This window comes from Mesorhizobium sp. M1078 (assembly GCF_040318615.1).
Taxonomy (GTDB): Bacteria; Pseudomonadota; Alphaproteobacteria; order Rhizobiales; family Rhizobiaceae; genus Mesorhizobium.
In genome coordinates, this window is record NZ_JAMYMP010000005.1 from 241,018 (window position 1) to 262,811 (window position 21,794).

26 protein-coding genes are annotated in these 21,794 nt (G+C 62.3%); 14 read left to right on the forward strand and 12 right to left on the reverse strand.

The window, feature by feature from the left end:
• The first annotated feature begins 18 nt into the window (after positions 1 to 18).
• Entirely contained in the window at positions 19 to 1,158 is a 1,140-nt protein-coding gene (locus NKH38_RS10305) for a phosphatase PAP2 family protein (RefSeq protein ID WP_352904339.1), read from the forward strand.
• On the opposite strand, the gene coaA is transcribed toward NKH38_RS10305, so the two are convergent.
• The 9 genes from coaA to hisB all read right to left on the reverse strand — a co-directional run bounded on the left by coaA (position 1,145) and on the right by hisB (position 6,979).
• Positions 1,145 to 2,104 carry a type I pantothenate kinase gene (gene coaA, locus NKH38_RS10310; protein WP_023672313.1) on the reverse strand — a complete coding sequence of 320 codons (960 nt, stop codon included), beginning with the start codon at positions 2,102 to 2,104 and terminating at the stop codon, positions 1,145 to 1,147. The genes NKH38_RS10305 and coaA overlap by 14 nt on opposite strands.
• Positions 2,105 to 2,236: 132 nt before the next feature.
• The gene (locus NKH38_RS10315; RefSeq protein WP_023672314.1) at positions 2,237 to 2,560 is read right to left on the reverse strand and encodes a phosphoribosyl-ATP diphosphatase; all 324 of its coding nucleotides are present in this window, start codon (positions 2,558 to 2,560) and stop codon (positions 2,237 to 2,239) included.
• Positions 2,561 to 2,568: 8 nt separating this feature from the next.
• Positions 2,569 to 3,375, reverse strand: coding sequence for an imidazole glycerol phosphate synthase subunit HisF (gene hisF, locus NKH38_RS10320; protein ID WP_352759798.1), 807 nt, complete (start codon positions 3,373 to 3,375; stop codon positions 2,569 to 2,571).
• Positions 3,372 to 4,208 carry an arginase family protein gene (locus NKH38_RS10325; RefSeq protein ID WP_352759344.1) on the reverse strand — a complete coding sequence of 279 codons (837 nt, stop codon included), beginning with the start codon at positions 4,206 to 4,208 and terminating at the stop codon, positions 3,372 to 3,374. Before NKH38_RS10325 ends, hisF begins: the two co-directional genes overlap by 4 nt.
• A complete protein-coding gene (gene hisA / locus NKH38_RS10330; RefSeq protein WP_352519343.1) occupies positions 4,205 to 4,951 on the reverse strand; it encodes a 1-(5-phosphoribosyl)-5-[(5-phosphoribosylamino)methylideneamino]imidazole-4-carboxamide isomerase in 747 nt (248 codons plus the stop codon). The genes NKH38_RS10325 and hisA overlap by 4 nt, the downstream gene beginning before the upstream one ends.
• 3 nt (positions 4,952 to 4,954) lie before the next feature.
• Positions 4,955 to 5,245 carry a DUF1330 domain-containing protein gene (locus NKH38_RS10335; RefSeq protein ID WP_023672318.1) on the reverse strand — a complete coding sequence of 97 codons (291 nt, stop codon included), beginning with the start codon at positions 5,243 to 5,245 and terminating at the stop codon, positions 4,955 to 4,957.
• 1 nt (position 5,246) lies between these two features.
• Positions 5,247 to 5,897 carry an imidazole glycerol phosphate synthase subunit HisH gene (hisH, locus tag NKH38_RS10340; RefSeq protein WP_352759340.1) on the reverse strand — a complete coding sequence of 217 codons (651 nt, stop codon included), beginning with the start codon at positions 5,895 to 5,897 and terminating at the stop codon, positions 5,247 to 5,249.
• 1 nt (position 5,898) lies between these two features.
• Positions 5,899 to 6,375: a DUF2628 domain-containing protein gene (locus tag NKH38_RS10345; RefSeq protein WP_352759337.1), complete on the reverse strand. Its 477-nt coding sequence runs from the start codon at positions 6,373 to 6,375 to the stop codon at positions 5,899 to 5,901.
• Between the two features lie 4 nt (positions 6,376 to 6,379).
• Positions 6,380 to 6,979 (reverse strand): imidazoleglycerol-phosphate dehydratase HisB, encoded by a 600-nt coding sequence (gene hisB / locus NKH38_RS10350; protein WP_023724184.1) that lies wholly within the window; start codon positions 6,977 to 6,979, stop codon positions 6,380 to 6,382.
• Positions 6,980 to 7,216: 237 nt separating this feature from the next.
• Between hisB and hslV the strand changes: the two genes are divergently transcribed.
• From hslV to NKH38_RS10375, 5 genes are all read left to right on the forward strand, one after another.
• Positions 7,217 to 7,768, forward strand: a complete 552-nt coding sequence (gene hslV, locus NKH38_RS10355) for an ATP-dependent protease subunit HslV (RefSeq protein ID WP_023672322.1) — start codon at positions 7,217 to 7,219, stop codon at positions 7,766 to 7,768.
• Complete coding sequence (locus tag NKH38_RS10360) at positions 7,758 to 8,285, forward strand: GNAT family N-acetyltransferase (protein ID WP_023744924.1); 528 nt, start codon at positions 7,758 to 7,760, stop codon at positions 8,283 to 8,285. The genes hslV and NKH38_RS10360 overlap by 11 nt, the downstream gene beginning before the upstream one ends.
• 4 nt (positions 8,286 to 8,289) lie before the next feature.
• Entirely contained in the window at positions 8,290 to 8,889 is a 600-nt protein-coding gene (locus NKH38_RS10365; protein WP_023744925.1) for a DUF2585 domain-containing protein, read from the forward strand.
• A 4-nt stretch (positions 8,890 to 8,893) separates the two neighbouring features.
• A complete protein-coding gene (hslU, locus tag NKH38_RS10370; protein WP_023672325.1) occupies positions 8,894 to 10,207 on the forward strand; it encodes an ATP-dependent protease ATPase subunit HslU in 1,314 nt (437 codons plus the stop codon).
• A 323-nt stretch (positions 10,208 to 10,530) separates the two neighbouring features.
• On the forward strand, positions 10,531 to 11,487 hold the full coding sequence (locus tag NKH38_RS10375) for a DUF1402 family protein (RefSeq protein WP_023687416.1): 957 nt from the start codon (positions 10,531 to 10,533) through the stop codon (positions 11,485 to 11,487).
• A 120-nt stretch (positions 11,488 to 11,607) separates the two neighbouring features.
• On the opposite strand, the gene NKH38_RS10380 is transcribed toward NKH38_RS10375, so the two are convergent.
• The 3 genes from NKH38_RS10380 to NKH38_RS10390 form a co-directional block, all read right to left on the reverse strand.
• Positions 11,608 to 12,837 (reverse strand): NAD(P)/FAD-dependent oxidoreductase, encoded by a 1,230-nt coding sequence (locus tag NKH38_RS10380; RefSeq protein ID WP_352759332.1) that lies wholly within the window; start codon positions 12,835 to 12,837, stop codon positions 11,608 to 11,610.
• A 4-nt stretch (positions 12,838 to 12,841) separates the two neighbouring features.
• Positions 12,842 to 13,156 (reverse strand): MocE family 2Fe-2S type ferredoxin, encoded by a 315-nt coding sequence (locus NKH38_RS10385; RefSeq protein ID WP_023672328.1) that lies wholly within the window; start codon positions 13,154 to 13,156, stop codon positions 12,842 to 12,844.
• An 85-nt stretch (positions 13,157 to 13,241) separates the two neighbouring features.
• Positions 13,242 to 14,345: a fatty acid desaturase family protein gene (locus tag NKH38_RS10390; protein WP_031209636.1), complete on the reverse strand. Its 1,104-nt coding sequence runs from the start codon at positions 14,343 to 14,345 to the stop codon at positions 13,242 to 13,244.
• 174 nt (positions 14,346 to 14,519) lie between these two features.
• Here NKH38_RS10390 and NKH38_RS10395 point away from each other — a divergent pair, with 174 nt between their 5' ends.
• The 8 genes from NKH38_RS10395 (at position 14,520) to NKH38_RS10430 (ending at position 21,524) form a co-directional block, all read left to right on the forward strand.
• Positions 14,520 to 15,551 carry a LacI family DNA-binding transcriptional regulator gene (locus NKH38_RS10395; protein WP_023684066.1) on the forward strand — a complete coding sequence of 344 codons (1,032 nt, stop codon included), beginning with the start codon at positions 14,520 to 14,522 and terminating at the stop codon, positions 15,549 to 15,551.
• A 372-nt stretch (positions 15,552 to 15,923) separates the two neighbouring features.
• Positions 15,924 to 16,865, forward strand: coding sequence for a sugar ABC transporter substrate-binding protein (locus NKH38_RS10400; RefSeq protein WP_023684065.1), 942 nt, complete (start codon positions 15,924 to 15,926; stop codon positions 16,863 to 16,865).
• A gap of 107 nt (positions 16,866 to 16,972) precedes the next feature.
• Positions 16,973 to 18,049, forward strand: a complete 1,077-nt coding sequence (locus NKH38_RS10405) for an ABC transporter permease (protein ID WP_023710443.1) — start codon at positions 16,973 to 16,975, stop codon at positions 18,047 to 18,049.
• Between the two features lie 2 nt (positions 18,050 to 18,051).
• The gene (locus tag NKH38_RS10410; protein ID WP_027049093.1) at positions 18,052 to 18,834 is read left to right on the forward strand and encodes an ATP-binding cassette domain-containing protein; all 783 of its coding nucleotides are present in this window, start codon (positions 18,052 to 18,054) and stop codon (positions 18,832 to 18,834) included.
• A gap of 114 nt (positions 18,835 to 18,948) precedes the next feature.
• Positions 18,949 to 19,944, forward strand: a complete 996-nt coding sequence (gene iolG, locus NKH38_RS10415) for an inositol 2-dehydrogenase (protein WP_352638885.1) — start codon at positions 18,949 to 18,951, stop codon at positions 19,942 to 19,944.
• Between the two features lie 30 nt (positions 19,945 to 19,974).
• Complete coding sequence (locus NKH38_RS10420) at positions 19,975 to 20,769, forward strand: SDR family oxidoreductase (protein WP_352759325.1); 795 nt, start codon at positions 19,975 to 19,977, stop codon at positions 20,767 to 20,769.
• A gap of 72 nt (positions 20,770 to 20,841) precedes the next feature.
• Positions 20,842 to 21,105 carry a type II toxin-antitoxin system Phd/YefM family antitoxin gene (locus NKH38_RS10425; protein WP_023702090.1) on the forward strand — a complete coding sequence of 88 codons (264 nt, stop codon included), beginning with the start codon at positions 20,842 to 20,844 and terminating at the stop codon, positions 21,103 to 21,105.
• Positions 21,102 to 21,524: a type II toxin-antitoxin system VapC family toxin gene (locus tag NKH38_RS10430; RefSeq protein ID WP_352759322.1), complete on the forward strand. Its 423-nt coding sequence runs from the start codon at positions 21,102 to 21,104 to the stop codon at positions 21,522 to 21,524. Before NKH38_RS10425 ends, NKH38_RS10430 begins: the two co-directional genes overlap by 4 nt.
• Positions 21,525 to 21,794: the final 270 nt, after the last annotated feature.

A 21,794-nucleotide genomic window follows, 5' to 3' on the forward strand; every position in this document is an offset into this window, starting at 1 on the left:
CAACGTCGGCTCGGGACAATGACAAAGAGCAGTGTGGTTTTCCGTCAGTTGTGGGCAGTCATCAAACAAGCGATCCCGCTGATTCGCCGGGATTCAGGCGTTTATCTGTTCATCGTCGTCTACACATTGGCCGGACTAGTTTTTCTGTATGCAATAGGCGCGGCCGACCGCAGCGCGTATTCGATATATTTCGGGCGGTGGATATTGTTGAACGGCCTGATGCTGCCGACCTTCGCCATTATTGTTGACATAAGCCTGCTTATACATCGCACCGACATCAGGCGCCGTCTGGCGGCGAAATATGTGTTCTCGACATCGCGGCTGGCATATTCGCTCTCGGGTCTATGCCTCCTCATGGCGCTCATGATCTTTCAAGGCACATTCACCTCGGTGAAGAACGGAATGCCGGTCTGGCAGGACGGCTTTCCATTTGACGTGCTGCATGCCGACATCGATGCGTTCCTGCATTTCGGCGCCGATCCGTGGCGCTGGCTCTATCTGGTGGCCAAAAACGATTTCGTGCGGGCTGCCATCGAGTGGAATTACAACGTATTCTGGTTTGTCCTCAATTTTGGCGCCTTGTTCTTCGTCGCGACATCGCCCCGGACGGCGTCGGTTCGAACGCGCTATGTCATCTGCTTCATGGTGGTTTGGATCGTCGTCGGCAACATATTGGCTGGACTGTTCCTGTCGGCTGGTCCGGCGTTTTACGGGATGGTCACGGGCGACACGGCGCGGTTTGGCGAACAGCTCGCATTCCTGGCCCGCGGCGCCGAATCCTCCAATTCCGCTGTTTCCTACCAGCAATATTTGTGGAGGCTTCATGAGGCCAGGCAGACCGGTTTCGCGTCAGGCATTTCGGCCTTTCCCAGCGTGCATGTCGGCTTGGCGATGCTCAACGCACTTTTTGCATGGGAGTACAATCGCCGTCTCGGCGCTGTAGCGTTTGTCTATGTGGCCTTTGTTGCCGTCAGCTCGGTTTATCTGGCGTGGCACTATGCAATCGACGGCTATGCCGCAGCTGCTGTCTCGGTGATTGTCTATGTCGCGGCGCGCAAACTCGTCCCGGCCGACCGGCGCTATGTCCGGCGACCGGCGCAGGATACGCAATCGGGCGATATCGCGACCAGCCCGGAGGCGGCGGTCACAGTTTCCTGAGCGCCACTTCCTCGACCAGATGATTGGCGCCCTTGCGCAGGATGAGGTCGGCCCGCGCTCGTGTCGGCACGATGTTCTCGCGCAGGTTTTTCAGGTTGATGTTGGCCCACAAGCCTTCCGCAATGGCGCGCGCGGCGTCTTCCGAAAGCTGCGAATAGCGGTGGAAGAAGGAGTCCGGATTGCGGAAGGCCGTCTCGCGCAGGCGCATGAAGCGGGCGATGTACCATTGGTGGATCAGCTTTTCGTCGGCGTCGATATAAATGGCGAAATCGAAGAAATCCGACAGGAACGGCACTATCTTGCCGTCCTTCGGCAATTTGCCGGGTTGCAGAACGTTGATGCCTTCGAAGATCAGAATGTCTGGCCGGTCGATGGTGACGAACTCGCCGGGAATGACGTCATAGGTCAAATGCGAATAGACGGGCGCGCGGACATTGCGCTGCGCCGACTTGATGCCCGAGAGGAAACGCAGCAGCGCACCGACATCGTAGCTGTCGGGAAAGCCCTTGCGCTCCATCAGATTGTCGCGTCGCAACACCTTGTTGGGCAGCAGGAACCCGTCGGTAGTGATGAGATCGACCTTGGGGCTCGACGGCCAGCGCGCCAGAAGCTCCTTCAGCACGCGCGCCGTGGTCGATTTGCCGACCGCAACCGAACCGGCAATGCCGATGATGAACGGTGTCTTGACCACATCCAGCGCGTTGAAGAAGGCCTGGCGCTGGCGAAACAGCAACTGGCTGGCCTCGACATGCGCCGAAAGCAGCCGCGAGAGCGACAGATAGATGCGCTTGACTTCTTCCAGGTCGACCGGATCGTTCAGTGAGCGCAGACGGTTGATCTCGTCTTCGCCCAGCGTCATCGGCGTGTCGGCGCGGAAGTTCGACCATTGCTCGGCCGAGAAGAAACGATAGGGGGAATATTTCTCGGTCGGAGCGAGCTGGTCCATCGAGTTTCCTGCCCTCTAGAGCATGAGGCCGAAAAGTGTGAAGCGGTTTTCGGGCGACATCATGCTCCCTCTATCAATTTAAAGACGGATTCAGATTTAAGGCCTCGGCCCGAAATCATCCGGCTCTCGCGGTCAGCCTTTCGGCCGGGATGCCTTTTCAGTGACGCCCGAACGGCCGGTGCGGCCCTCAAGCTCCTTCAGCACCTCGCCCAGCGAAACGCCGGCCATGCCAAGCACGACGAGCCAATGATATATGAGATCGGCACTTTCGGAAACGAGGGCATTTTTGTCGCCTTTGACGGCGGCAATCACCGTCTCGACTGCCTCTTCACCAAGCTTCTGCGCCGCCTTGTCGATGCCTTTGGCGAACAGTTTTGCCGTCCACGAGTCCGGGTCGCCGGAACGGGCGCGTTCGCCAATGATCGTTTCCAGATCGGACAGCGAAAATTCAGCCATGACGCAGTCTACAGCCTTTGTGGAGTGGATTGAACCGGATAGTCCAGCCGCATCGGCAGCCCGGCCTCGGCCATATGCGCCTTGGCTTCCGTAATCGTGTAAGTGCCGAAATGGAAGATCGAGGCGGCGAGCACGGCGCCGGCATGGCCGTCGCGAATGCCCTCGACCAGATGATCGAGCGTGCCGACGCCGCCCGACGCGATCACCGGCGCGCGCACCGCATCCGCTATCGCGCGGGTCAGCGCAATGTCGTAACCGGCCTTGGTGCCGTCACGGTCCATCGAGGTCAAAAGAATCTCGCCGGCGCCGCGATCGACCATTTTTCGCGCAAACTCTACCGCATCGACGCCGGTCTTTTCACGGCCGCCATGGGTGAAGATCTCCCAGCGGTCGGCTTCATTGGGTGCCGACACCTTTTTGGCGTCGATGGCGATGACAATGCACTGGTTGCCGAACTTGTCGGCGGCTTCCGCGACGAAATCGGGGTTCTTCACCGCCGCAGTGTTGATCGACACCTTGTCGGCGCCGGCCAGCAACAGTTTGCGAATATCGGCCACCTGGCGCACGCCGCCGCCGACGGTCAGCGGCATGAAGCATTGTTCGGCGGTGCGGGCGACGACGTCGAAGATGGTTTCACGGTTGTCGGACGACGCGGTGATATCGAGAAAGCAAAGCTCGTCAGCGCCGGCCGCGTCATAGGCTTTGGCCGCCTCGACCGGATCACCGGCATCGATGAGGTCGACGAAATTGACCCCCTTGACGACGCGGCCGTTCTTGACGTCGAGGCAAGGGATGACTCGGGCCTTCAGCATCAGCCCTTGTCCATCGTCGCCAGCAACTCGCTTAGCAGTTCGCCGACCAGCGGCGGAACCTCGGCCTGCGCATCGAACGCCGGATCATAGGCGGAAATGGTAATGCCGGAAATCGGCAGCAGGCCGGCCATGCCGCAGACAGCCTGGCGCAGCTGTTTCGGCTCCGGGCCGCCGGGCGTGGTGTAGCGGTTGGCCTGCAGCGCCCCGGGGTCGTGCACGTCGAGATCGAGATGCAGGTGCACCCGCTTCGCGTCCGGCGCCTTCAGCCTGTTGCAGGCCGTGGCCCAGTCCGGGCATTCGGTGCGGATGACCGGCAAAGTCTTCAACAGCTCTGTTTCGGCCGGATCGAGATCGCGCGCGTTGACCAGCACGCAGCGCGCCGGATCGATAGGCCTGAAGCCGGGGATGGCCGAGGCCATCGGCTTCCAGCACAGGCCGAGAACCGTGGCCAGCGCCATGCCGTCGAGAAAGCCGAAGATGGACGTCTCCGGCGTGTTGAGATCGCCATGCTGGTCGGCCCAGATGATCGCATCGGCATCCTCGCCGGCAACCGCACCGGCCGATGTCAGGCAATTGCCGGCCAGCACGATGGGAAACCGGCCGCGGTCTATGGCGATGCGGACCTCGCCGGAGACGGCACCGCACACGGCAAAGCCGGTGGCGATCTCGCGCTGTTGTTCGTCGCCAACCCTGCCGATATCGGTGACGACGACGTCATGCCCGGTGAGCGTCAGCGCGTCGACAAGCCCGCCGGCGATGAGTGCATCCGGGCCTCGGCCCATGCCGCCGTGATAGTGGCCGCTGTCATAGGAGGCCAGGATGATGGAGATTTTCACGGCCGGGTCTCCATCGCCTTGCCCTGCAGCACCGCCAGCGCCTCGGCCGGGTCGATGCGCCCGTCATAGAGCGCGCGGCCGGAGATGGCGCCTTCGAGTTTCTTTGCGTCGGGCATGGTCATGCGCACGATGTCGGCGATCGAGGCCAGCCCGCCCGAGGCGATGACCGGGATCGACACCGCATTGGCAAGGTCGATGGTGGCGTCCCAGTTGATGCCGGTCAGAACGCCGTCGCGGTCGATATCGGTGTAGATGATGGCGGCAACGCCGGCGCCTTCGAATTTCCGCGCCAGTTCGATGACGCCGAGGCTGGAGGCCTCGGCCCAGCCTTCGACCGCCACCTTGCCGCCCTTGGCGTCGATGCCCACGGCGATCTTTCCAGGAAATTCCTTGCAGGCTTCCCGGACCAGGTCGGGATCGCGCACCGCCACCGTGCCGAGGATGACGCGGGCCAGCCCGCGGTCGAGCCAGTCCTCGATCTGCGCCAGCGTGCGGATGCCGCCGCCGAGCTGCACCGGGTTTTTCGTCGCCTTGAGGATGGCGCCGACCGCCGCGCTGTTGACGCTCTGGCCCTTGAAGGCGCCGTTGAGGTCGACGACATGCAGCCATTCAAACCCTTGCTCTTCGAAGGCCTTGGCCTGGGCCGCAGGGTCGTCATTGTAGATGGTCGCGGTCGCCATATCGCCGTGCTTCAGCCGCACGCACTTGCCGTCCTTGAGGTCGATGGCCGGAAACAGGATCACCGTTCAGACCCCTTCCACAATGGCGAAATGCGAGGTCGAATAAGCGCGCCGGAATTTCAGCGCTGCCTGGTATTCGGGGGAATGGAAGCAAGCCAGCGCGACCTCGTAGCTTTCGAACTCGACGATCACATGGCGATTGCCGGATGGCCCTTCCGGGCTTGACGACTGACCGCCTCGCGTCAGGAATTTCGCGCCGTATTTGTCGAACGCCGCTTTGTTGGCGGCGATGTATTTCGGATAGTTTTCCGGATCGGTCACATCGACCATCGCCATCCAGTAGCCCTTCTTGCTCATCTCAAGGCCTCCAGCGCAGGAAGTTGGTGATCAGTGCCAGGCCGAGCGCCTGGCTCTTTTCCGGATGGAATTGCGTGCCGGCAAGGTTACCGCGCGCGACCGCCGCCGTTACCGGGCCGCCATAATCGGCGACGGCCAGCACTTCGTCCGGCCTTGTCGCGTCGAGATGGTAGGAATGAACGAAATAGGCGTGCAGACCCTTAGGCCCGGTCGCAATACCCGAAAACAGCGGGTGCTTGCGCTCCAGATCGATGGTGTTCCAGCCGATTTGCGGGATCTTCAGTGCCGGATCGGCGGGCGTGATCTCCTTGACGTCGCCGACAATCCAGCCGAAGCCCTTGGTCACGGTCTTTTCCAGGCCGCGCTCCGACATCAGCTGCATGCCGACGCAGATGCCGAGGAACGGCCGCGCCTTGGCGATCGCTACCTCTTCCACCGCTTCCCACATGCCGGCGACGCCGCGCAGGCCCGCCGCGCAATCGGCATAGGCGCCGACGCCGGGCAAAACGATGCGGTCGGCGCTGCGCACACGCTCGGCATCGGCGGTCAGCTCGATGGCAGCCGCAATGCCGGCTTCATGCGCGGCGCGCTCGAAGGCCTTGGTGGCCGAGCGCAGATTGCCCGACCCGTAATCGATGATCGCGACCCGCATCTCAGGCTTTTCCCGGCGTATGGCTCAGGCCCAGCGTCAGCCCGGTCTGCGCCGGCCGGGCCAGGCTGGCGTCCGGCACGATGCGCGGCAGCGGCGCCGGCTCATCGGCAAGCGCCTCGGCGTCCAGTGACTGGCGAATGTCGGCATCGTCAGGATTGTCGGCTTCGACGACGCCCCATTCATGCCAGCCGCCGCGGCGCAGCGCTGCGAGCCGCAACCCTTGGCCTTCCAGCCCGATATAGAGCGACACCAGTAAAGACAGTGCGGAGCCGGCCCAGTCCAGTCCCAGCCATTGGCCGAGCACCGAGATGAGCCCCATGGCGACGAAGGCGAGCGCGGCCTCGATCCAAAGCCGCTGCCAAGCGAGCCACAGCGGCGCCACCAGGAAAGCGAGCCAGGAAAAACCGTCGCGGACAAAAATGGTTGCGTCGGCCGCCTCGGTGCGGCCTGGCGGTTCCATCACGACATAGATGGCCATCAGCCTACCCTTTCAGAGATCCCTTGGTGGAGGGAACCGCTTCCGGCTGGCGCGGGTCGCGCTCCAGTGCGAAACGCAGCGCGCGCGCCACCGCCTTGAAGCAGGTCTCGGCAATATGGTGGTTGTTGGCGCCATAATGGTTGGTGACATGCAGCGTGATGCCGGCATTCTGCGCCAGCGCCTGGAAGAATTCACGCACCAGTTCGGTGTCGAACGTGCCGATCTTGGGCGACGAGAAGGCGACATTCCAGACCAGGAACGGACGGCCCGACACGTCGATCGCGGCCCGCGTCAGCGTTTCGTCCATGGCCAGGTCGACAGAGGCGTAGCGCATGATGCCGCGCCGCTCGCCCAGCGCCTTGGCCAGCGCCTGGCCGATCGCAATGCCGGTGTCCTCGACCGTGTGGTGGTCGTCAATGTGCAGGTCGCCCTTGGCCTTTACCGTCATGTCGATCAGCGAGTGGCGCGACAGCTGGTTCAGCATGTGGTCGAAGAAGCCGACGCCGCTCGACATGTCGGATTTTCCGGTGCCGTCGACATCGACCGAGACGCTGATCTCGGTTTCCTTGGTCTTGCGGCTGACTTCGGCGGAACGGGACGCCATGACCTTGTCCTTGGCTGAGGGGTTCGAAACTCAAGACGGGGTTCCAAGCTGTCTTTTGCTTGAAAACGAAAGCCTTCTAGCAGCATGATCCGGCGATTGCCAGTTGCGATGCGGACAGCCACCGGCCATGGCGGACGCCGTTTGCAATCACCCGCCCCATGCATACATATGGCCGATCGAAATCACTCGTACCGCGCGCCAATCGCCTTATCGGGATCGCGCGAATCGGAGCTAAAAATGTCCAATGAACTGAGTATGCACGCCACGACCATCGTGACGGTGCGCAAGGGCAACAAGGTGGTGATCGCCGGCGACGGCCAGGTCAGCCTTGGCCAGACCATTATGAAAGGCAACGCCAAAAAGGTGCGCCGCATCGGCAAAGGCGGCAATGTCATTGCGGGCTTCGCCGGCGCCACGGCGGATGCTTTCACCCTTTTGGAGCGGCTCGAAGCCAAGCTCGAACAATATCCCGACCAGTTGACGCGCGCCTGCGTCGAGCTCGCCAAGGACTGGCGCACCGACCGTTATCTGCGCCGGCTGGAAGCGATGATGCTGGTGGCCGACAAGTCGGTTTCGCTGGCGCTCACCGGCACCGGCGACGTGCTGGAGCCCGAATTCGGCGTCATGGCCATCGGTTCCGGCGGCAACTATGCGCTGGCCGCTGCCCGCGCGCTGATGGACAGCGACAAGGATGCCGAGGAGATCGCCCGCAAGGCGATGCAGATCGCCTCCGACATTTGCGTCTACACCAACAACAACTTTGTTGTCGAAACGCTCGATGCCGGCTAACCCGCCGGTGCTCTATGATTTTCGACCGGTTACCGAAAAAGACCTGCCGATGATCGCCGGCTGGCTGGCCGAGCCGCATGTCGCCGAATGGTGGGACGATCCGGAGACGGAAATCGCCGAAATCCGGGAGCACATTGACTCTATTTCTGTAGAGCCGCTGATCGTCGAGCTCGACGGCAGGCCGATTGCCTATCTGCAGAGCTACGATCCGCATCTGGAAGACGGCCATCCCTATGCCGACCAGCCGTTTGGCACGCTCGGCATCGACCTGTCGATCGGCGTGCCGGACCTGGTCGGCAGAGGTCATGGCTCGGCGATCGTCAGGCAATTCGTCGAGCAACTGTTCGAGGAAGGCGCGCCACGCGTCATCATCGATCCGCATCCCGACAATGGCCGCGCCATCCGCGCCTATGAAAAAGCGGGCTTCAGGGCTATCGATCGCAGACACTCTAGATATGGGGACGTCGTGCTGATGGCCGTCGATGCCGAAGAGAGCGACGCGGAAGAAGGGGAATGAGTTGATGGCGACACCGGGCACTGCCAAAAATTACTCGGCCTACGAAGACAGCTGGCGGATGGGGCTTCTGCTCGTGCTCGCTCTGCTCATCTTCCAGGCCGGCGCGCTTTACGGCATGGGCCGCACGCCGATCTGCACCTGCGGTTATGTCAAACTCTGGCACGGTGTGGTGAACAGTTCGGAGAATTCCCAGCATATTTCCGACTGGTACACGTTCTCGCACATCATCCACGGCTTCCTGTTCTACGCCTTGGCCTGGTTCCTGTTCCCGCGCTCGCCAATCGGTCTGCGCCTGGCATTCGCCGTCGTCATCGAGGGCGGCTGGGAACTCCTGGAAAACAGCCCGTTCATCATCGAGCGCTACCGCGCCGGCACCATCTCGCTGGATTACTATGGCGATAGCATCATCAATTCGGTGTCCGACACGCTGGCCATGATGCTGGGATTTGTGATGGCGCGAAAGCTACCTATATGGAGCATCGTCGGCCTCGCCCTCATCTTCGAACTGGGTGTCGGCTACCTAATCCGGGACAATCTGACGCTCAACGTGATCATGCTGCTGCATCCGTTCGAGTCCATCAAGCAGTGGCAAAGTGGAATTTAGTGATATGACCACCTTCTCTCCCCGTGAAATCGTTTCGGAACTCGACCGCTTCATCATCGGCCAGAAGGACGCCAAGCGCGCCGTGGCCATCGCCTTGCGCAATCGCTGGCGCCGCCAGCAGCTGGAAGGCCAGATGCGCGAAGAGGTGATGCCGAAGAACATCCTGATGATCGGCCCGACCGGCGTCGGCAAGACCGAGATCTCGCGCCGCCTGGCGCGGCTCGCCGGCGCGCCTTTCGTCAAGGTCGAGGCCACCAAGTTCACCGAGGTCGGCTATGTCGGCCGCGATGTCGAGCAGATCATCCGCGACCTGGTCGAGATCGCCATCGGCCTGGTGCGCGAGAAGATGCGCGAGGACGTGAAGGCGCGCGCGCACCTCAACGCCGAGGAGCGCGTGCTGGAAGCCCTGGTCGGCAAGACGGCGAGCCCGGCAACCCGCGATTCCTTCCGCAAGAAGCTGCGCGACGGCGAGCTCGACGACAAGGAGATCGAGATCGAGGTTGCCGACACCGGCACCGGCGGCATGCCCGGCTTCGAGATCCCCGGCATGCCGGGCGCTAATATCGGCGTGCTCAACATCAACGACATGCTGTCGAAGGCGATGGGTGGCAAGAAGACCAAGGCGCGCAAGACGACGGTCAAGGAATCCTACGCGCTGCTGGTCAACGACGAGTCCGACAAGCTGCTCGACCAGGACGAAGTCGTGCGCCGGGCGCTGGATGCGACCGAAAATGACGGCATCGTCTTCCTCGACGAGATCGACAAGATCGCCTCGCGCGAAGGTGGCATGGGCGCCGGTGTCTCGCGCGAAGGCGTGCAGCGCGACCTGCTGCCGCTGATCGAAGGCACGACGGTTGCGACCAAATACGGACCGTTGAAGACCGACCACATACTGTTCATCGCCTCGGGCGCATTCCATGTCTCCAAGCCCTCCGACCTGTTGCCGGAATTGCAGGGCCGCCTGCCGATCCGTGTCGAGTTGCGGGCGCTGGAGAAGGACGATTTCATTCGCATCCTCACCGAGACCGAGGCAAGCCTGATCAAGCAGTATATCGCACTGATGAAGACCGAAGGCGTCGATCTCACCTTCACCGACGACGCCATCGATTCGCTGGCCGGCATTGCCGTCGACCTCAACGCCAGCGTCGAAAACATCGGAGCGAGACGCCTGCAGACGGTGATGGAGCGTGTGTTGGACGAGATCTCCTACGACGCGCCGGACCGCAACGGCACCAGCGTCGCCATCGATGCCGCCTATGTGGAAAAGCATGTCGGCGACCTCTCGCGAAACACAGATTTGTCGCGATTCATCCTTTAAACGAGGGCGCCGGTTCATCCGGCGCCGGTATTAGGGCGCCGCGCGTCTTTTGGACACGCAAAGGTCGCTCTAGCAGTATTGAATCGATGCATCGGACTTTCCAAAAATCGGTTTCGATCTTTGGGCCGATGCTTAGGCAACAATCCGGCTAACAGGTTGATGTGTGGCCGGATGGTATCATCGGACCACCTTTCGTCTTGCCGGCTGCAGGGGCGCTCTCGACTCGACCGGGAGCACTCCCTAGTTTGCGCGGCAATTCTCTAGACGCAATTCCGGACGGAAAGCCGTTTCACACTTTCCTGGAATTGCTTGGGCGGCGGCGCATGAAAAAACTGATCCTTGTCATTCTCGGCTTGACGCTGGCGGCGACGCTGTTCGCGGCTGACGCGGCGACATTGGTGCCGGCGGGCAACCGCAATGTCGTGCAGCCTGACATACCGGGCGCCTCCAGCCGCCGCACCCAGGCCACCAACACCACCTTCCAGGCCAAATACCGCAAGGTCTACGCTCTGTTGCAGAACGACGCCGAATTGCGAGCCAAGATCAGGAAGGCGGCTGCCGCTTACGGCATCAACCCCTTGCACATCGTCGGTGCCATCGTCGGCGAGCACACCTACAATGTCGATGCCTACGACCGGCTGCAGACCTACTACGTCAAGGCGATCTCCTACCTCTCCAGCAAGCTGTCCTTCGCCTATGACGGCGAGGACATCACCGATTTCGTGCAGCGGCCGGAATTCAAGAAGTGCACAATGTCGGACAGCTACGACCTGTGGGAATGCCGCGAGCAGGTGTGGAACCGCTCCTTCCGCGGCAAGACCGTCGGCGGCACCAGCTTTCCCAACGACCGCTTCGGCGCCACCTTCTTCCAGCCCTATTATGCCGGCCAGACCTTTGGCCTCGGCCAGCTCAACCCGCTGACCGCGCTGCAGATGAGCGATCTCGTGCACAAGGTGTCGGGGCTGCCCGAACTCGATGTCGGCGATCCCAATGGGGTCTACAAGACCATCATGGATCCGGATCTGACATTGCCCTACGTCGCAGCGACGATCAGGAAGTCGATCGACGCCTACAAAAACATTGCCGGCTTCGACATCTCAGGCAATCCGGGGCTGACCGCCACGCTCTACAATGTCGGCAATCCCGAGCAGCGCGCCTATGCGCTGAAAGCAGAGAACGACAAGCGCCGCGCGGCGGGTGAGACGGTCAAACTGCCCGAAGAGAATTATTACGGCTGGCTGGTCAACGACAAGCTGGACGAGCTGAAAGCGCTGTTTTAGGGCTGGGGCCCTTTACCTCCCCTTGTGGGGAGGTCGGACCAAAGGTCCGGGTGGGGGTCGGTGCCGCACCCCCACCCGGCTGCTTCGCAGCGACCCTCCCCACAAGGGGAAGGGTAAAACTTACGCCGCCAGCAACGACTTCAGCTTTACCCCCTGCGACCCCAACGCCTCCGGCGCCGGCTGTGCCCGTTTCGCGATCAGCATCTCGGCCAGCCTGATGTCGCGCGCCACGGCATTGCCCGTACCGAGGCCGCTCGCCGCCACCAGCCTGCCATCCTCGGCCAGATGAAACAGAATAAAAGCACCGTCGCCGAGATCGCGGCGGACCGTGCTTTTGCCCTCGTCCGAAAGGCCGGCGATCTGCAGCGACAAACCATACTGATCCGACCAGAACCATGGCACCGCGGCATGCGCTTCGCGGGCGCCCAGCATGTTCTTCGCGGCCAGCGCACCCTGTTCCTGCGCATTGCGCCAGGCTTCCAGCCGCACCCGCCGGCCAGCATAGACAGCGAGCGGAAACGAGCAGCAATCGCCGGCGGCGAAGATGTCGGGATCGATTGTTTGGAGTTCGCCATTGACGGCGATGCCGTTATCGACGGTCAGGCCCGCTTCCGCGGCAAGCCCGGTCACCGGCACGGCGCCGATGCCGATGACGGCGAGATCGGCGACGATGTCCTGCCCATCGGCGAGCATGATGTGCACCTCAGCGCCGTCGTCGGCGATATCAGCGATGCCCTGACCGGTGAGCACGGTCACGCCTTCGGCCTCATGCGCCTGATGGATGATTTCAGCGATCTCCGCCGGCACGCCACGCATGAGGATGCGCGGCTGCGCCTCAATGACCGTGACGCTGGCCCCGAGCTTGCGCGCCGAAGCGGCGAGCTCCAGGCCGATAAAGCCACCACCAATGATGGCGATGCGGTTTGCCGGGCTGAGGTGGGCGCGAATGGCCAGCGCGTCGGCAAAGGTGCGGAGGTAGACGCAGCGCGACCCCAATCCCGGCATCGGCAGCTTGCGCGGTGTCGAGCCGGTCGCCAGCAGCAGCTTGTCGTAGGGCAGGGCCGAACCGTCCGACAGCCGCACCATATGCGCCGGGCGGTCGATCGCCACCGCTTGAACGGAATGGATATGCCGGATCGATTTCTCGGCCAGAATTTCGTCGCTGGCGATCGTCTTGATCTCGGCCGCGTCGCTCGTCATTGCGTCCTTGGACAGGGGCGGCCGCTCATAGGGCAGATGGGGTTCGTCACCCACCAGCGTCACCGGCCCGTCATAGCCCAGTTCGCGCAGAGCAAGGGCTGCCCGCCCGCCGCACTCGCCGGCGCCAATGATGACCATTCCCGCGTGCATGGTCCTACCCGATCTGGATCAGCACTTTGCCGGCCTCGACCTTTACCGGATAGGTGGCGAGATTGACGCAAACCGGCGCGCCGCGTGCCGCCCCCGTCTTGTAATTGAAGCGGCCATTGTGCTTGGGGCACTCGATGATGTCATCCATCACCAGCCCGTCGGCCAGATGCACCTTTTCGTGCGTGCACAGGCCATCGGTGGCGAAATAATCGTCGTCAGGGCTGCGATAGATGGCGAAGGTGCGGCCGCCATGGTCGAAGCGCATCACATCTTCTTCGTCGATGTCGCCGGCGGCGCAGGCCTCGATCCAGTCGCTCATGTGTTCCTCCCAAAAGCAATTCCAGGAAAAGTGCGTTGCGGTTTTCCGTTCGGAGTTGCGACAAAACAAAAGCTTAATCGCGCGATCATTCCGCCGCGGCGGCGACGGCGTCGTTGTGGAGTTCCTCGCGATAGGGCCGCGCCGTTGGCGGCAGTTCGCGCTTGAGGAAATAGTCCTCGTTGCGCAGCTGGCGCAAAAAGGCCGGGATCATCTCGCGGTAGCCGGCCAGGATCGACGGCGTCGGCGCCGGCAGATCGTGCTTGATCAGCGCATGCAGTTTAGGCAGTGCATGATAGGGCACCATCGGGAACATGTGGTGTTCGACGTGATAGTTCATGTTCCAGTAGATGAAGCGGCTGACCGGGTTCATGTAGACGGTGCGGCTGTTCAGCCGGTGGTCGATGACATTTTCCGCCAGCCCGCCATGCTGCAGCAGGCCAACCATGACATGATGCCAGGCGCCGTAGAGCCGGGGCAGCCCGACCAGCATCAGCGGCAGCCATGAACCGAAATAAAGCGCCAGCGCGATCGTCACGGCATAGATCGCCGTCCAGATGCGGGCGATGCGAATGGCCTTAGGCTGCTCCTGTTCGGGGATAAAAGTCTTTTCCGCCGCGCTGATATTGCCGGCGGCATTGCGCAGCATGTCCGACATCGCATGCCAGGCATCCAGCACGCCGATAAAGCCAAGCGCGACCCGGAACAGATCCGGCGGCCGCATGACGGAGATTTCCGGGTCGCGGCCGACGATGATGGTGTCGGTGTGGTGGCGGGTGTGGCTCCAGCGCCAGGTCACCGGATTGCGCATGATCATGAAGCAGGCGATCTGGTAAACCGCGTCGTTCATCCACTGGGTGCGGAAGGCGGTGCCGTGGCCGCATTCGTGCCAGCGTGAGTCGGTCGACGAGCCGTAGAGCACGCCATAGACGAAGAAGAACGGCACGCACCACCAGCTGCCCCAGAACCAGGCGCCGCCGGCGGCACTCAGGATCAGCGCGGCCAGCCAGATCGCGGTGTCGCGGATCGCCGGCCCGTCGGAGCGCTGCATCAGCTCCTTCATCTGCTTGCGCGGAATATCGGTGTGATACCACTCGGCCGCCGCCAGCCCGGTCTCGACGGCGAGCTTGGAATCGCGGCCCATCAGGCTGTAGTCGCGCCGAAACGGTAGTGTGGATAGTGTCGCTTCCATAGGGGCTGCCTCCGTCGGCCACAGCATCCGTCAGGACGGATATGTCCATTACAGGCGCTTGTGTCCGAGCGCAAAATAGCGCCATGCGGTGATAGTCTCAATATCACAAAGATAGTTTCTATCATTTTCCATCAGAACGATGTAAGCAGTTGCAGGCACTCATGCGGGACAGTCATGGCAAAACGGCCAACCATCACCGATCTGGCGCGCATCTCCGGCGTTAGCGTCGCCACTGTCGACAGGGTGCTGAACAACCGGCTGCCGGTGCGCGAGGAAACCGCGCGCCGCGTCTATGAGGCGGCGACCGGCATCGGCTACCACGCCGCCGGGCTGATCAAGCGGCGCATGCGCCAGGAATTGCCGGAATACCGCCTCGGCTTTCTGCTGCTGCGGGGCAATGATGTTTTTTACGGCGATTTCGCGAGGGAGCTAGAAATGGCGGTCTCGCAATCGCAGCGCTTCCGCGGCGTCGCCACCATCGATTTCGCCAGCTCGCTAGCCGCCGACGAGATCGCCGCCCAGATGCGCAAGCTGGCAGCGAAATCCAGAGCAATCGCCGTTGTCGGTCCGGACCATCCGACGCTCACGGCGGTCGTGGAGTCGCTGAAAGCGAGGGGGCAACCTGTCTTCTCGCTGCTGTCCGACTTTGCCGCTGGCATCCGTGAGGGATATGTCGGCCTCGACAATCGCAAGGTCGGTCGCACCGCGGCCTGGATGATCGCCAGGGCGGCAAAGAACCCCGGCAAGGTCGCCCTTTTCGTCGGCAGTCATCGCTTCCACGGTCATGAACTGCGCGAGATCGGATTTCGCTCCTTCTTCCGCGAACATGCGCCGGACTTCACGGTGATGGAAACGCTGGTCAATCTGGAAGCCAACCAGGTCACCCACGATGCGATGATCGATCTCCTGGTGCGGTATCCGGATCTTGCCGGCTGCTATGTCGCCGGCGGCGGCATGGAAGGCGCGGTCTCGGCGCTGCGCGCAGCGAAGCCCGCAAACATGCCGGTGGTCGTCTGCAACGAGATCAACGCCGAATCGCGCGCGGCACTCGCCGACAACATCCTGACAATGGTGATCTCGACGCCGCTCGCCGCCTTGTGCCGCGAGCTTGTCGACCTGATGGCGCATTCCATCGAGGCCGGCGCCGCCAACGCGCCGGGCCAGACCTTTCTGCCCTTCGACATCTATCTGCCGGAAAATATCTAACGCGTTGCCGCGCCGACCCGTTCGGCGTGGGCTCTCCGGCGATGATAGAATCTATCAGATTCTGCCTTCAGACTCGGCCTGGGCCGCTGTCGGCCTCGATTCGACGTGAAATTGCGGCGCGGCGACCGAAAATCCGCTTTCCGACTTAGGAATCGCTCTTGACGTCTTGCGAAAAAATGGAATAAATATTTCATCAGATTGGTATTTTGGTTCTTTCGTTCCGGAACATCTGTTTCAAACTGGGAGCCTGGCGTTCCATCCCTTGGACAAAACGCCATACGGAACAGGAAGGCATCAGGGAGCGATTCCTCGGGCTATCGGGGATTCCGGGTAGATCGGTGCAGCCGGACACCAATGTGGAGGAGAAACACAATGAAGAAACTGATTTTGGGCGTCGCCTTTGCGGCGCTGATGAGTTCGTCCGCTTTTGCCGCCAAGGTCGGCGTGTCGATGGCCAAGTTCGACGACAACTTCCTCACCGTGCTGCGCAACGGCATGATCGAGCAGGCCAAGGGCATGAGCGGCGTGGAACTGCAGGTCGAGGACGCGCAGAACGACGTCGCCAAGCAGCTCGACCAGATCAAGAACTTCGCCGCCTCGGGCGTCGACGCCATCATCGTCAACCCGGTCGATACCTCGGCCACGCAGGCGATGTCGGACGCCGCCGCAGCCGCCAAGATCCCGTTGGTCTATGTCAACCGCCAGCCGGTCAATGTCGACACGCTGCCGGACAACCAGGCCTTCGTCGCGTCGAACGAGGCCGATTCCGGCACGCTCGAGACCAAGGAAGTCTGCCGCCTGTTCACCGAGGCCGGCAAGAAGGAGGCCAATGTCTATGTCATCATGGGCGAGCTTTCCAACCAGGCCGCCGTGCAGCGCACCAAGGACATCGAAGAGGTGATCGCCACGCCGGAGTGCAGCTTCATCAAGATCATCGACAAGCAGACTTCGAACTGGAACCGCGACGAAGCGCAGAACCTGATGACCAACTGGCTGTCAACCGGCAAGCCGTTCGACGGCGTCATCGCCAACAATGACGAAAGCGCCATCGGCGCCATCCAGGCGATGAAGGCCGCCAACATCGACATGAAGACGGTCGTCGTCGGCGGTGTCGACGCCACGCAGGACGCGCTTGCCGCCATGCAGGCCGGCGACCTCGATGCCACCGTGTTCCAGGATGCGGCCGGCCAGGGCGCCGGCGCTCTGGACGCAGCGCTGAAGCTCGCCAAGGGCGAGAAGGTCGAGCACAAGGTCTACGTGCCCTTCCAACTCGTGACGCCAGCCAACATCGACAAGTTCCTGAAGAAGAACTGAGCCGGCGACTCGTTCGACTAACGGAGCGGCGCATCAATCGCGCCGCTCCCGTTTCCCTCACCGCCCTTACGTGCGGGAGGGCAAATGCCGCCTCACGGAGGACAGACATGTCACAGACATCTCATGGCGTCGGCGGGGTCAGCTATGACGCGAAGAGGCGGACATGGCCGGCCGAATTCAACGTCTTCCTGGCGCTGGTCATTCTGGTCGTCATCTTCGAAATGATCGGCCGCATCTTTCTTGGCGACAGCTTCCTGTTCAACACGCGCGACAACGTCGCCGGGATCTTCAATGAGGCCCGCCTGCAGATCATCATCCTGCAGGTGTCGATCGTCGGCATCATCGCCATCGGCGTCACGCAGGTGATCATTTGCGGCGGCATCGACTTGTCCTCGGGCTCGATCGTCGGCGCCACCGCCATGATCGCCATGAGTTTTGCCCAGGTGGCGACGGTCAACGGTAACCCCAACCCCAAGGCGATGTTCCTGGCGCAAGGCTGGACCGACCTGCCGGTCGTCGTGCCGGTACTAGTCGCCATCGGCTGCGGTCTGCTCGCCGGTCTCGTCAACGGCTCCTTGATTGCATACACGCGCATTCCGCCGTTCATTGCCACGCTCGGCATGATGGTGACCGCGCGCGGCATTGCCAAATGGTGGTCCAAGGGTCAGCCGATCTCGTTTCCGACCGAAAGTTTCGCTGGTATCGGCAAGGGCCTGATGCCGGTCATCATCTTCCTGTCGCTGGCGGTGCTGTTCCAGCTGATCATGACCTACACACGCTACGGCAAGCATTGCTATGCCATCGGCTCCAACGAGGATGCCGCGCGCATGTCGGGCATCAAGATCGCCAACCACAAGATCCTCGTCTATGTCATTGCCGGCATCCTCGCCGCGCTGGCCGCCGTCGTGCTCTCCTCCAAGAACCTGACGGCACAGTCCGGCATGGGCGTCATGTACGAACTCGACGCCATCGCCATGGCGGTCATCGGCGGCGTCTCTTTGTCGGGCGGCCGCGGCTCGATCGTCGGCACCGTGATCGGCTCGCTGATCTTCGGCGTCATCATTTCCGGCTTCACCTTCCTGCGCCTCGACGCCTACTATCAGGAGATGGTGAAGGGCGTGATCATCGTCGGCGCGGTCGTTCTCGACCAATGGCGCCAGCGCATGCGGGCATTGAGGGCTTGACCATGCCAGATATCTCCACGACAGACATCGTCCTGAAGACCGAAAACCTGACCAAGCGTTATGGCGGCGTGCACGCGCTGGAAGGCGCGAATTTCGAGCTGCGCAAGGGCGAGCATGTCGCCATCATGGGCGACAATGGCGCCGGCAAATCGACCTTCGTGCGCCAGATCACCGCCGTCGAGCAACGCACCAGTGGCCAGATCTGGTTCGACGGCAGGGAAGTGAATTTTGCCGGGCCGATCGAAGCGCGCACGGCGGGCATCGAGACCGTGTTCCAGAACCTGGCGCTGGCCGACGATCTCGACGTGCCGTCGAACCTGTTCCTCGGCCGCGAAAAGGTGCTTTTCAATCTCGGGCCGTTCTCGATCCTCGACCGCAAATACATGCGCAAGGCGACCGAGGCGGCGCTGATCCGCACGGCAGTGAAAATCCCCAATTTGTCCAACACCATTCGCCACATGTCGGGCGGCCAGCGCCAGTGCGTTGCGATCGCCCGGACCGCGACCTTCGCCTCCAAGCTGATCATCATGGACGAGCCGACGGCAGCCCTTGGCGTGCAGGAGACGGCGCAGGTCGAGAACATCATCCGCACGCTGAAGGACAATGGCGAGCCGCTGATCCTGATCAGCCACAACATGCGCCAGGTGTTCGACCTATGCGACCGCATCGTCGTCTTCCGGCGCGGCCGCATCGTCGCCAACCTGCGCAAGGAAAACACCGACGGCAACGACATCGTCTCCTACATCACCGGCGCCAAGACCGGGGAGGCGGAACTCGCGGCCTGAACAGGATGGTCATCCTGTTTTCTGGCGTGCTCGAAAAATTATCTTGCCACCTTTCTCAAAAGGAAGGTGGAGACACAACTCTCTCGAACCCATCCCCCCTAGAGGAAATACCCCATGACTGTTCGTTTCGCCCTCCTCGGTGCCGGCCGCATCGGCAAGGTCCATGCCCGCGCCGTCGGCTCCAACCCGCAGGCCAGACTGGTGGCCGTTGCCGACGCTTTTGAAAAGGCGGCGACCGAACTGGCAACCGCCTATGGCGCCGAAGTGCGCACCATCGACGCGATCGAGAAGGCCAAGGACGTCGACGCCGTGGTCATCTGCACGCCGACCGACACCCATGCCGATCTGATCGAGCGTTTCGCCAAGGCCGGCAAGGCGATCTTCTGCGAGAAGCCGATCGACCTCGACGTCAAGCGCGTCGAGAAATGCCTGGCCGTGGTCGACAAGGCCAAGGCGACGCTGATGGTCGGTTTCAACCGCCGCTTCGATCCGCACTTCGCCGCCGTACGCAAGGCGATCGACGACGGCGCCATCGGCAAGGTCGAGATGGTCACCATCACCTCGCGCGATCCAGGTGCGCCGCCGGTCGACTACATCAAGCGCTCGGGCGGCATCTTTCGCGACATGACCATCCACGATTTCGACATGGCGCGCTTCCTGCTCGGCGAAGAGGTGGTCGCGGTCAGCGCCCATGCCTCGGTTCTGGTCGACGAGAAGATCGGTGAGGCCGGCGATTTCGACTCTGTCAGCGTCATCCTCGAAACCGCGTCCGGCAAGCAGGCCGTCATCTCCAATTCGCGCCGCGCCACCTATGGCTACGACCAGCGCATCGAGGTGCATGGCTCCAAGGGCATGGTCGCCGCCGAAAACCAGCGGCCGGTGTCGATAGAGGTCGCCAACGAGAAGGGCTATACCCGCCCGCCGCTGCACGATTTCTTCATGACCCGCTATCTCGACGCCTACGCCATCGAGATCGCCGCCTTCATCGCCGCCGCGACGTCGGGCAAAAAGGCATCGCCGAGCGGCGCCGACGGCCTCGTTGCGCTGAAGCTGGCCGATGCGGCGCTGAAGTCGGCGACATCGGGCAAGACCGTCCGCCTCGACAAGTAAGAACCGGAACCAGGGCACAGGAGCAGAGCGATGAGCACATCCGCCGATCGCAATTCGAACACGCGCGCCATCGTCACCGGCGGTGCGCAAGGCATCGGCTTTGCCGTCGCCGAAGCGCTGGCCGACGAGGGCTGCAAGGCGCTGGCGCTCATCGGCCGTTCGCAGGAGAAGGGCGACAAGGCTGTCGCCCACTTCAAGAAGGCAGGCGTCGATGCGATCTTCATCAGCGCCGACGTCTCGAAAGTGGCGGACTGCAAGCGCGCGGTGGCAACCGCGATCTCGCATTTCGGCACCATCAACGCGCTGGTCAACGCCGCCGCCACCTCCGCGCGCGGGTCGCTGGTCGAAACCTCCGAGGAGACCTTCGACCAGATTTTCCAGACCAATGTGCGCGGCCCGTTCTTCCTGATGCAGGGCGTGGTGGCCCATCTCCTGGACAAGAAGGCGCCGGGCTCGATCGTCAACGTGCTCTCTATGTCGGCACATTGCGGCCAGTCGTTCCTTGCGCCCTATTCCTCGAGCAAGGGCGCGCTGGCGACGCTGACCAAGAACGTCGCCAGCGCCTATCGTTTCAACCGCATCCGCTGCAACGCCGTGCTGCCGGGCTGGATGGACACCGAGGGCGAGGACATCGTGCAGAAGAAATGGCACGGTGCCTCCGACGACTGGCTGGCAAAGGCAGAGGCCGGCCAGCCCATGGGCCAACTGGTGAAGCCCGACCAACTGGCGCGGCTGATCAGCTACATGGCCAGCCCGCAATCCGGTGTCATGACCGGCTCGCTGGTCGACTATGACCAGAACGTCGCGGGGACCTCGCCGGAGTAGCTTCAAACCCTGTTGCAGCAACATCGCCATTCCCAGATAGTCATGATAGTCATGATAGTCGCGAGGGATGCGATGCTAACGTCATCCAAAGGCACCAACTGGACGGTTGCCGGGGCAAAAGCCCGGCTCTCCGAGGTCATCGAGCGCGCGCAGTCCTCGCCGCAGACGATCACCAAGAACGGCAAACCAAGCGTGGTTGTCGTCTCGGCCGAGGAATGGCAGCGCAAGATCGCACGCAAGGGTACGCTTGCCGAGTTCCTGCTGGACTCGCCGCTGCGCGGCGCCGATCTCGACCTTGAACGTCAGCGCGACGAACCGCGTGACCTGCCGCGGTGAGACTGCTGCTCGACACGAATGTCCTGTCCGAGGTGACGAGGCCAGCGCCTGTCGCACGTGTCCTGGGCTGGCTGGACGAGCTTGATGAGGACCGCTCCTTCATCAGCGTAGTGTCGATCGCCGAGATCCGGCGCGGCGTCTCTCTGATGGATGAGGGCCGCAAACGCGAGGCGCTGGCCGAATGGCTCGCCCGGGACCTGCCCCAGCGCTTCGAACAGCGGGTTTTGCCGGTGGACGATGCGGTTGCCTTGGCCTGGGGCGACCTGATGGGTTTTGGCAAGCGCCGCGGTCGTGGTCTATCGTCGATGGACGGCCTGATCGCAGCCACTGCGATTGCGCACGAGCTCACCTTGGCAACGCGCAATACGAAACATTTCGAAGGCTTAGGGCTTGAACTCTTCGATCCATGGACGGCATGAGCCGCTCCGCGTTATACGTGTTGGCGATTGGCGAAACCGCCGGCACTTCGTCATCCACGGGCGGAGCAAGGAGCGTGGCGACGCAGCGCAGACCCGAGGATCCATGCCGCGACTTCAGAGCGCTGCTAGGGTCCAGAATTCTGCTCCGCCGCACTCCACGGCCCAGGTCACGGCATGGCAACTGTGTTCATGCGAATGCTTTTTTATCGCGAATGATGGCGTTGAGGGCGACGAGAAGCTTTCTTGCGACGGCGATGATGGCGAGTTTCT

Excerpts from the sequence above, each read along its gene's own strand:
- NKH38_RS10305 (WP_352904339.1), top strand. The coding sequence starts at position 19 with ATGACAAAGAGCAGTGTGGTTTTCCGTCAGTTGTGGGCAGTCATCAAA.
- coaA (WP_023672313.1), bottom strand. The coding sequence starts at position 2,104 with ATGGACCAGCTCGCTCCGACCGAGAAATATTCCCCCTATCGTTTCTTC.
- NKH38_RS10315 (WP_023672314.1), bottom strand. The coding sequence starts at position 2,560 with ATGGCTGAATTTTCGCTGTCCGATCTGGAAACGATCATTGGCGAACGC.
- NKH38_RS10335 (WP_023672318.1), bottom strand. The coding sequence starts at position 5,245 with ATGAGCAAGAAGGGCTACTGGATGGCGATGGTCGATGTGACCGATCCG.
- hisH (WP_352759340.1), bottom strand. The coding sequence starts at position 5,897 with ATGCGGGTCGCGATCATCGATTACGGGTCGGGCAATCTGCGCTCGGCC.
- NKH38_RS10345 (WP_352759337.1), bottom strand. The coding sequence starts at position 6,375 with ATGGCCATCTATGTCGTGATGGAACCGCCAGGCCGCACCGAGGCGGCC.
- hisB (WP_023724184.1), bottom strand. The coding sequence starts at position 6,979 with ATGGCGTCCCGTTCCGCCGAAGTCAGCCGCAAGACCAAGGAAACCGAG.
- hslV (WP_023672322.1), top strand. The coding sequence starts at position 7,217 with ATGTCCAATGAACTGAGTATGCACGCCACGACCATCGTGACGGTGCGC.
- NKH38_RS10360 (WP_023744924.1), top strand. The coding sequence starts at position 7,758 with ATGCCGGCTAACCCGCCGGTGCTCTATGATTTTCGACCGGTTACCGAA.
- NKH38_RS10365 (WP_023744925.1), top strand. The coding sequence starts at position 8,290 with ATGGCGACACCGGGCACTGCCAAAAATTACTCGGCCTACGAAGACAGC.
- hslU (WP_023672325.1), top strand. The coding sequence starts at position 8,894 with ATGACCACCTTCTCTCCCCGTGAAATCGTTTCGGAACTCGACCGCTTC.
- NKH38_RS10375 (WP_023687416.1), top strand. The coding sequence starts at position 10,531 with ATGAAAAAACTGATCCTTGTCATTCTCGGCTTGACGCTGGCGGCGACG.
- NKH38_RS10380 (WP_352759332.1), bottom strand. The coding sequence starts at position 12,837 with ATGCACGCGGGAATGGTCATCATTGGCGCCGGCGAGTGCGGCGGGCGG.
- NKH38_RS10385 (WP_023672328.1), bottom strand. The coding sequence starts at position 13,156 with ATGAGCGACTGGATCGAGGCCTGCGCCGCCGGCGACATCGACGAAGAA.
- NKH38_RS10390 (WP_031209636.1), bottom strand. The coding sequence starts at position 14,345 with ATGGAAGCGACACTATCCACACTACCGTTTCGGCGCGACTACAGCCTG.
- NKH38_RS10395 (WP_023684066.1), top strand. The coding sequence starts at position 14,520 with ATGGCAAAACGGCCAACCATCACCGATCTGGCGCGCATCTCCGGCGTT.
- NKH38_RS10400 (WP_023684065.1), top strand. The coding sequence starts at position 15,924 with ATGAAGAAACTGATTTTGGGCGTCGCCTTTGCGGCGCTGATGAGTTCG.
- NKH38_RS10405 (WP_023710443.1), top strand. The coding sequence starts at position 16,973 with ATGTCACAGACATCTCATGGCGTCGGCGGGGTCAGCTATGACGCGAAG.
- NKH38_RS10410 (WP_027049093.1), top strand. The coding sequence starts at position 18,052 with ATGCCAGATATCTCCACGACAGACATCGTCCTGAAGACCGAAAACCTG.
- iolG (WP_352638885.1), top strand. The coding sequence starts at position 18,949 with ATGACTGTTCGTTTCGCCCTCCTCGGTGCCGGCCGCATCGGCAAGGTC.
- NKH38_RS10420 (WP_352759325.1), top strand. The coding sequence starts at position 19,975 with ATGAGCACATCCGCCGATCGCAATTCGAACACGCGCGCCATCGTCACC.
- NKH38_RS10425 (WP_023702090.1), top strand. The coding sequence starts at position 20,842 with ATGCTAACGTCATCCAAAGGCACCAACTGGACGGTTGCCGGGGCAAAA.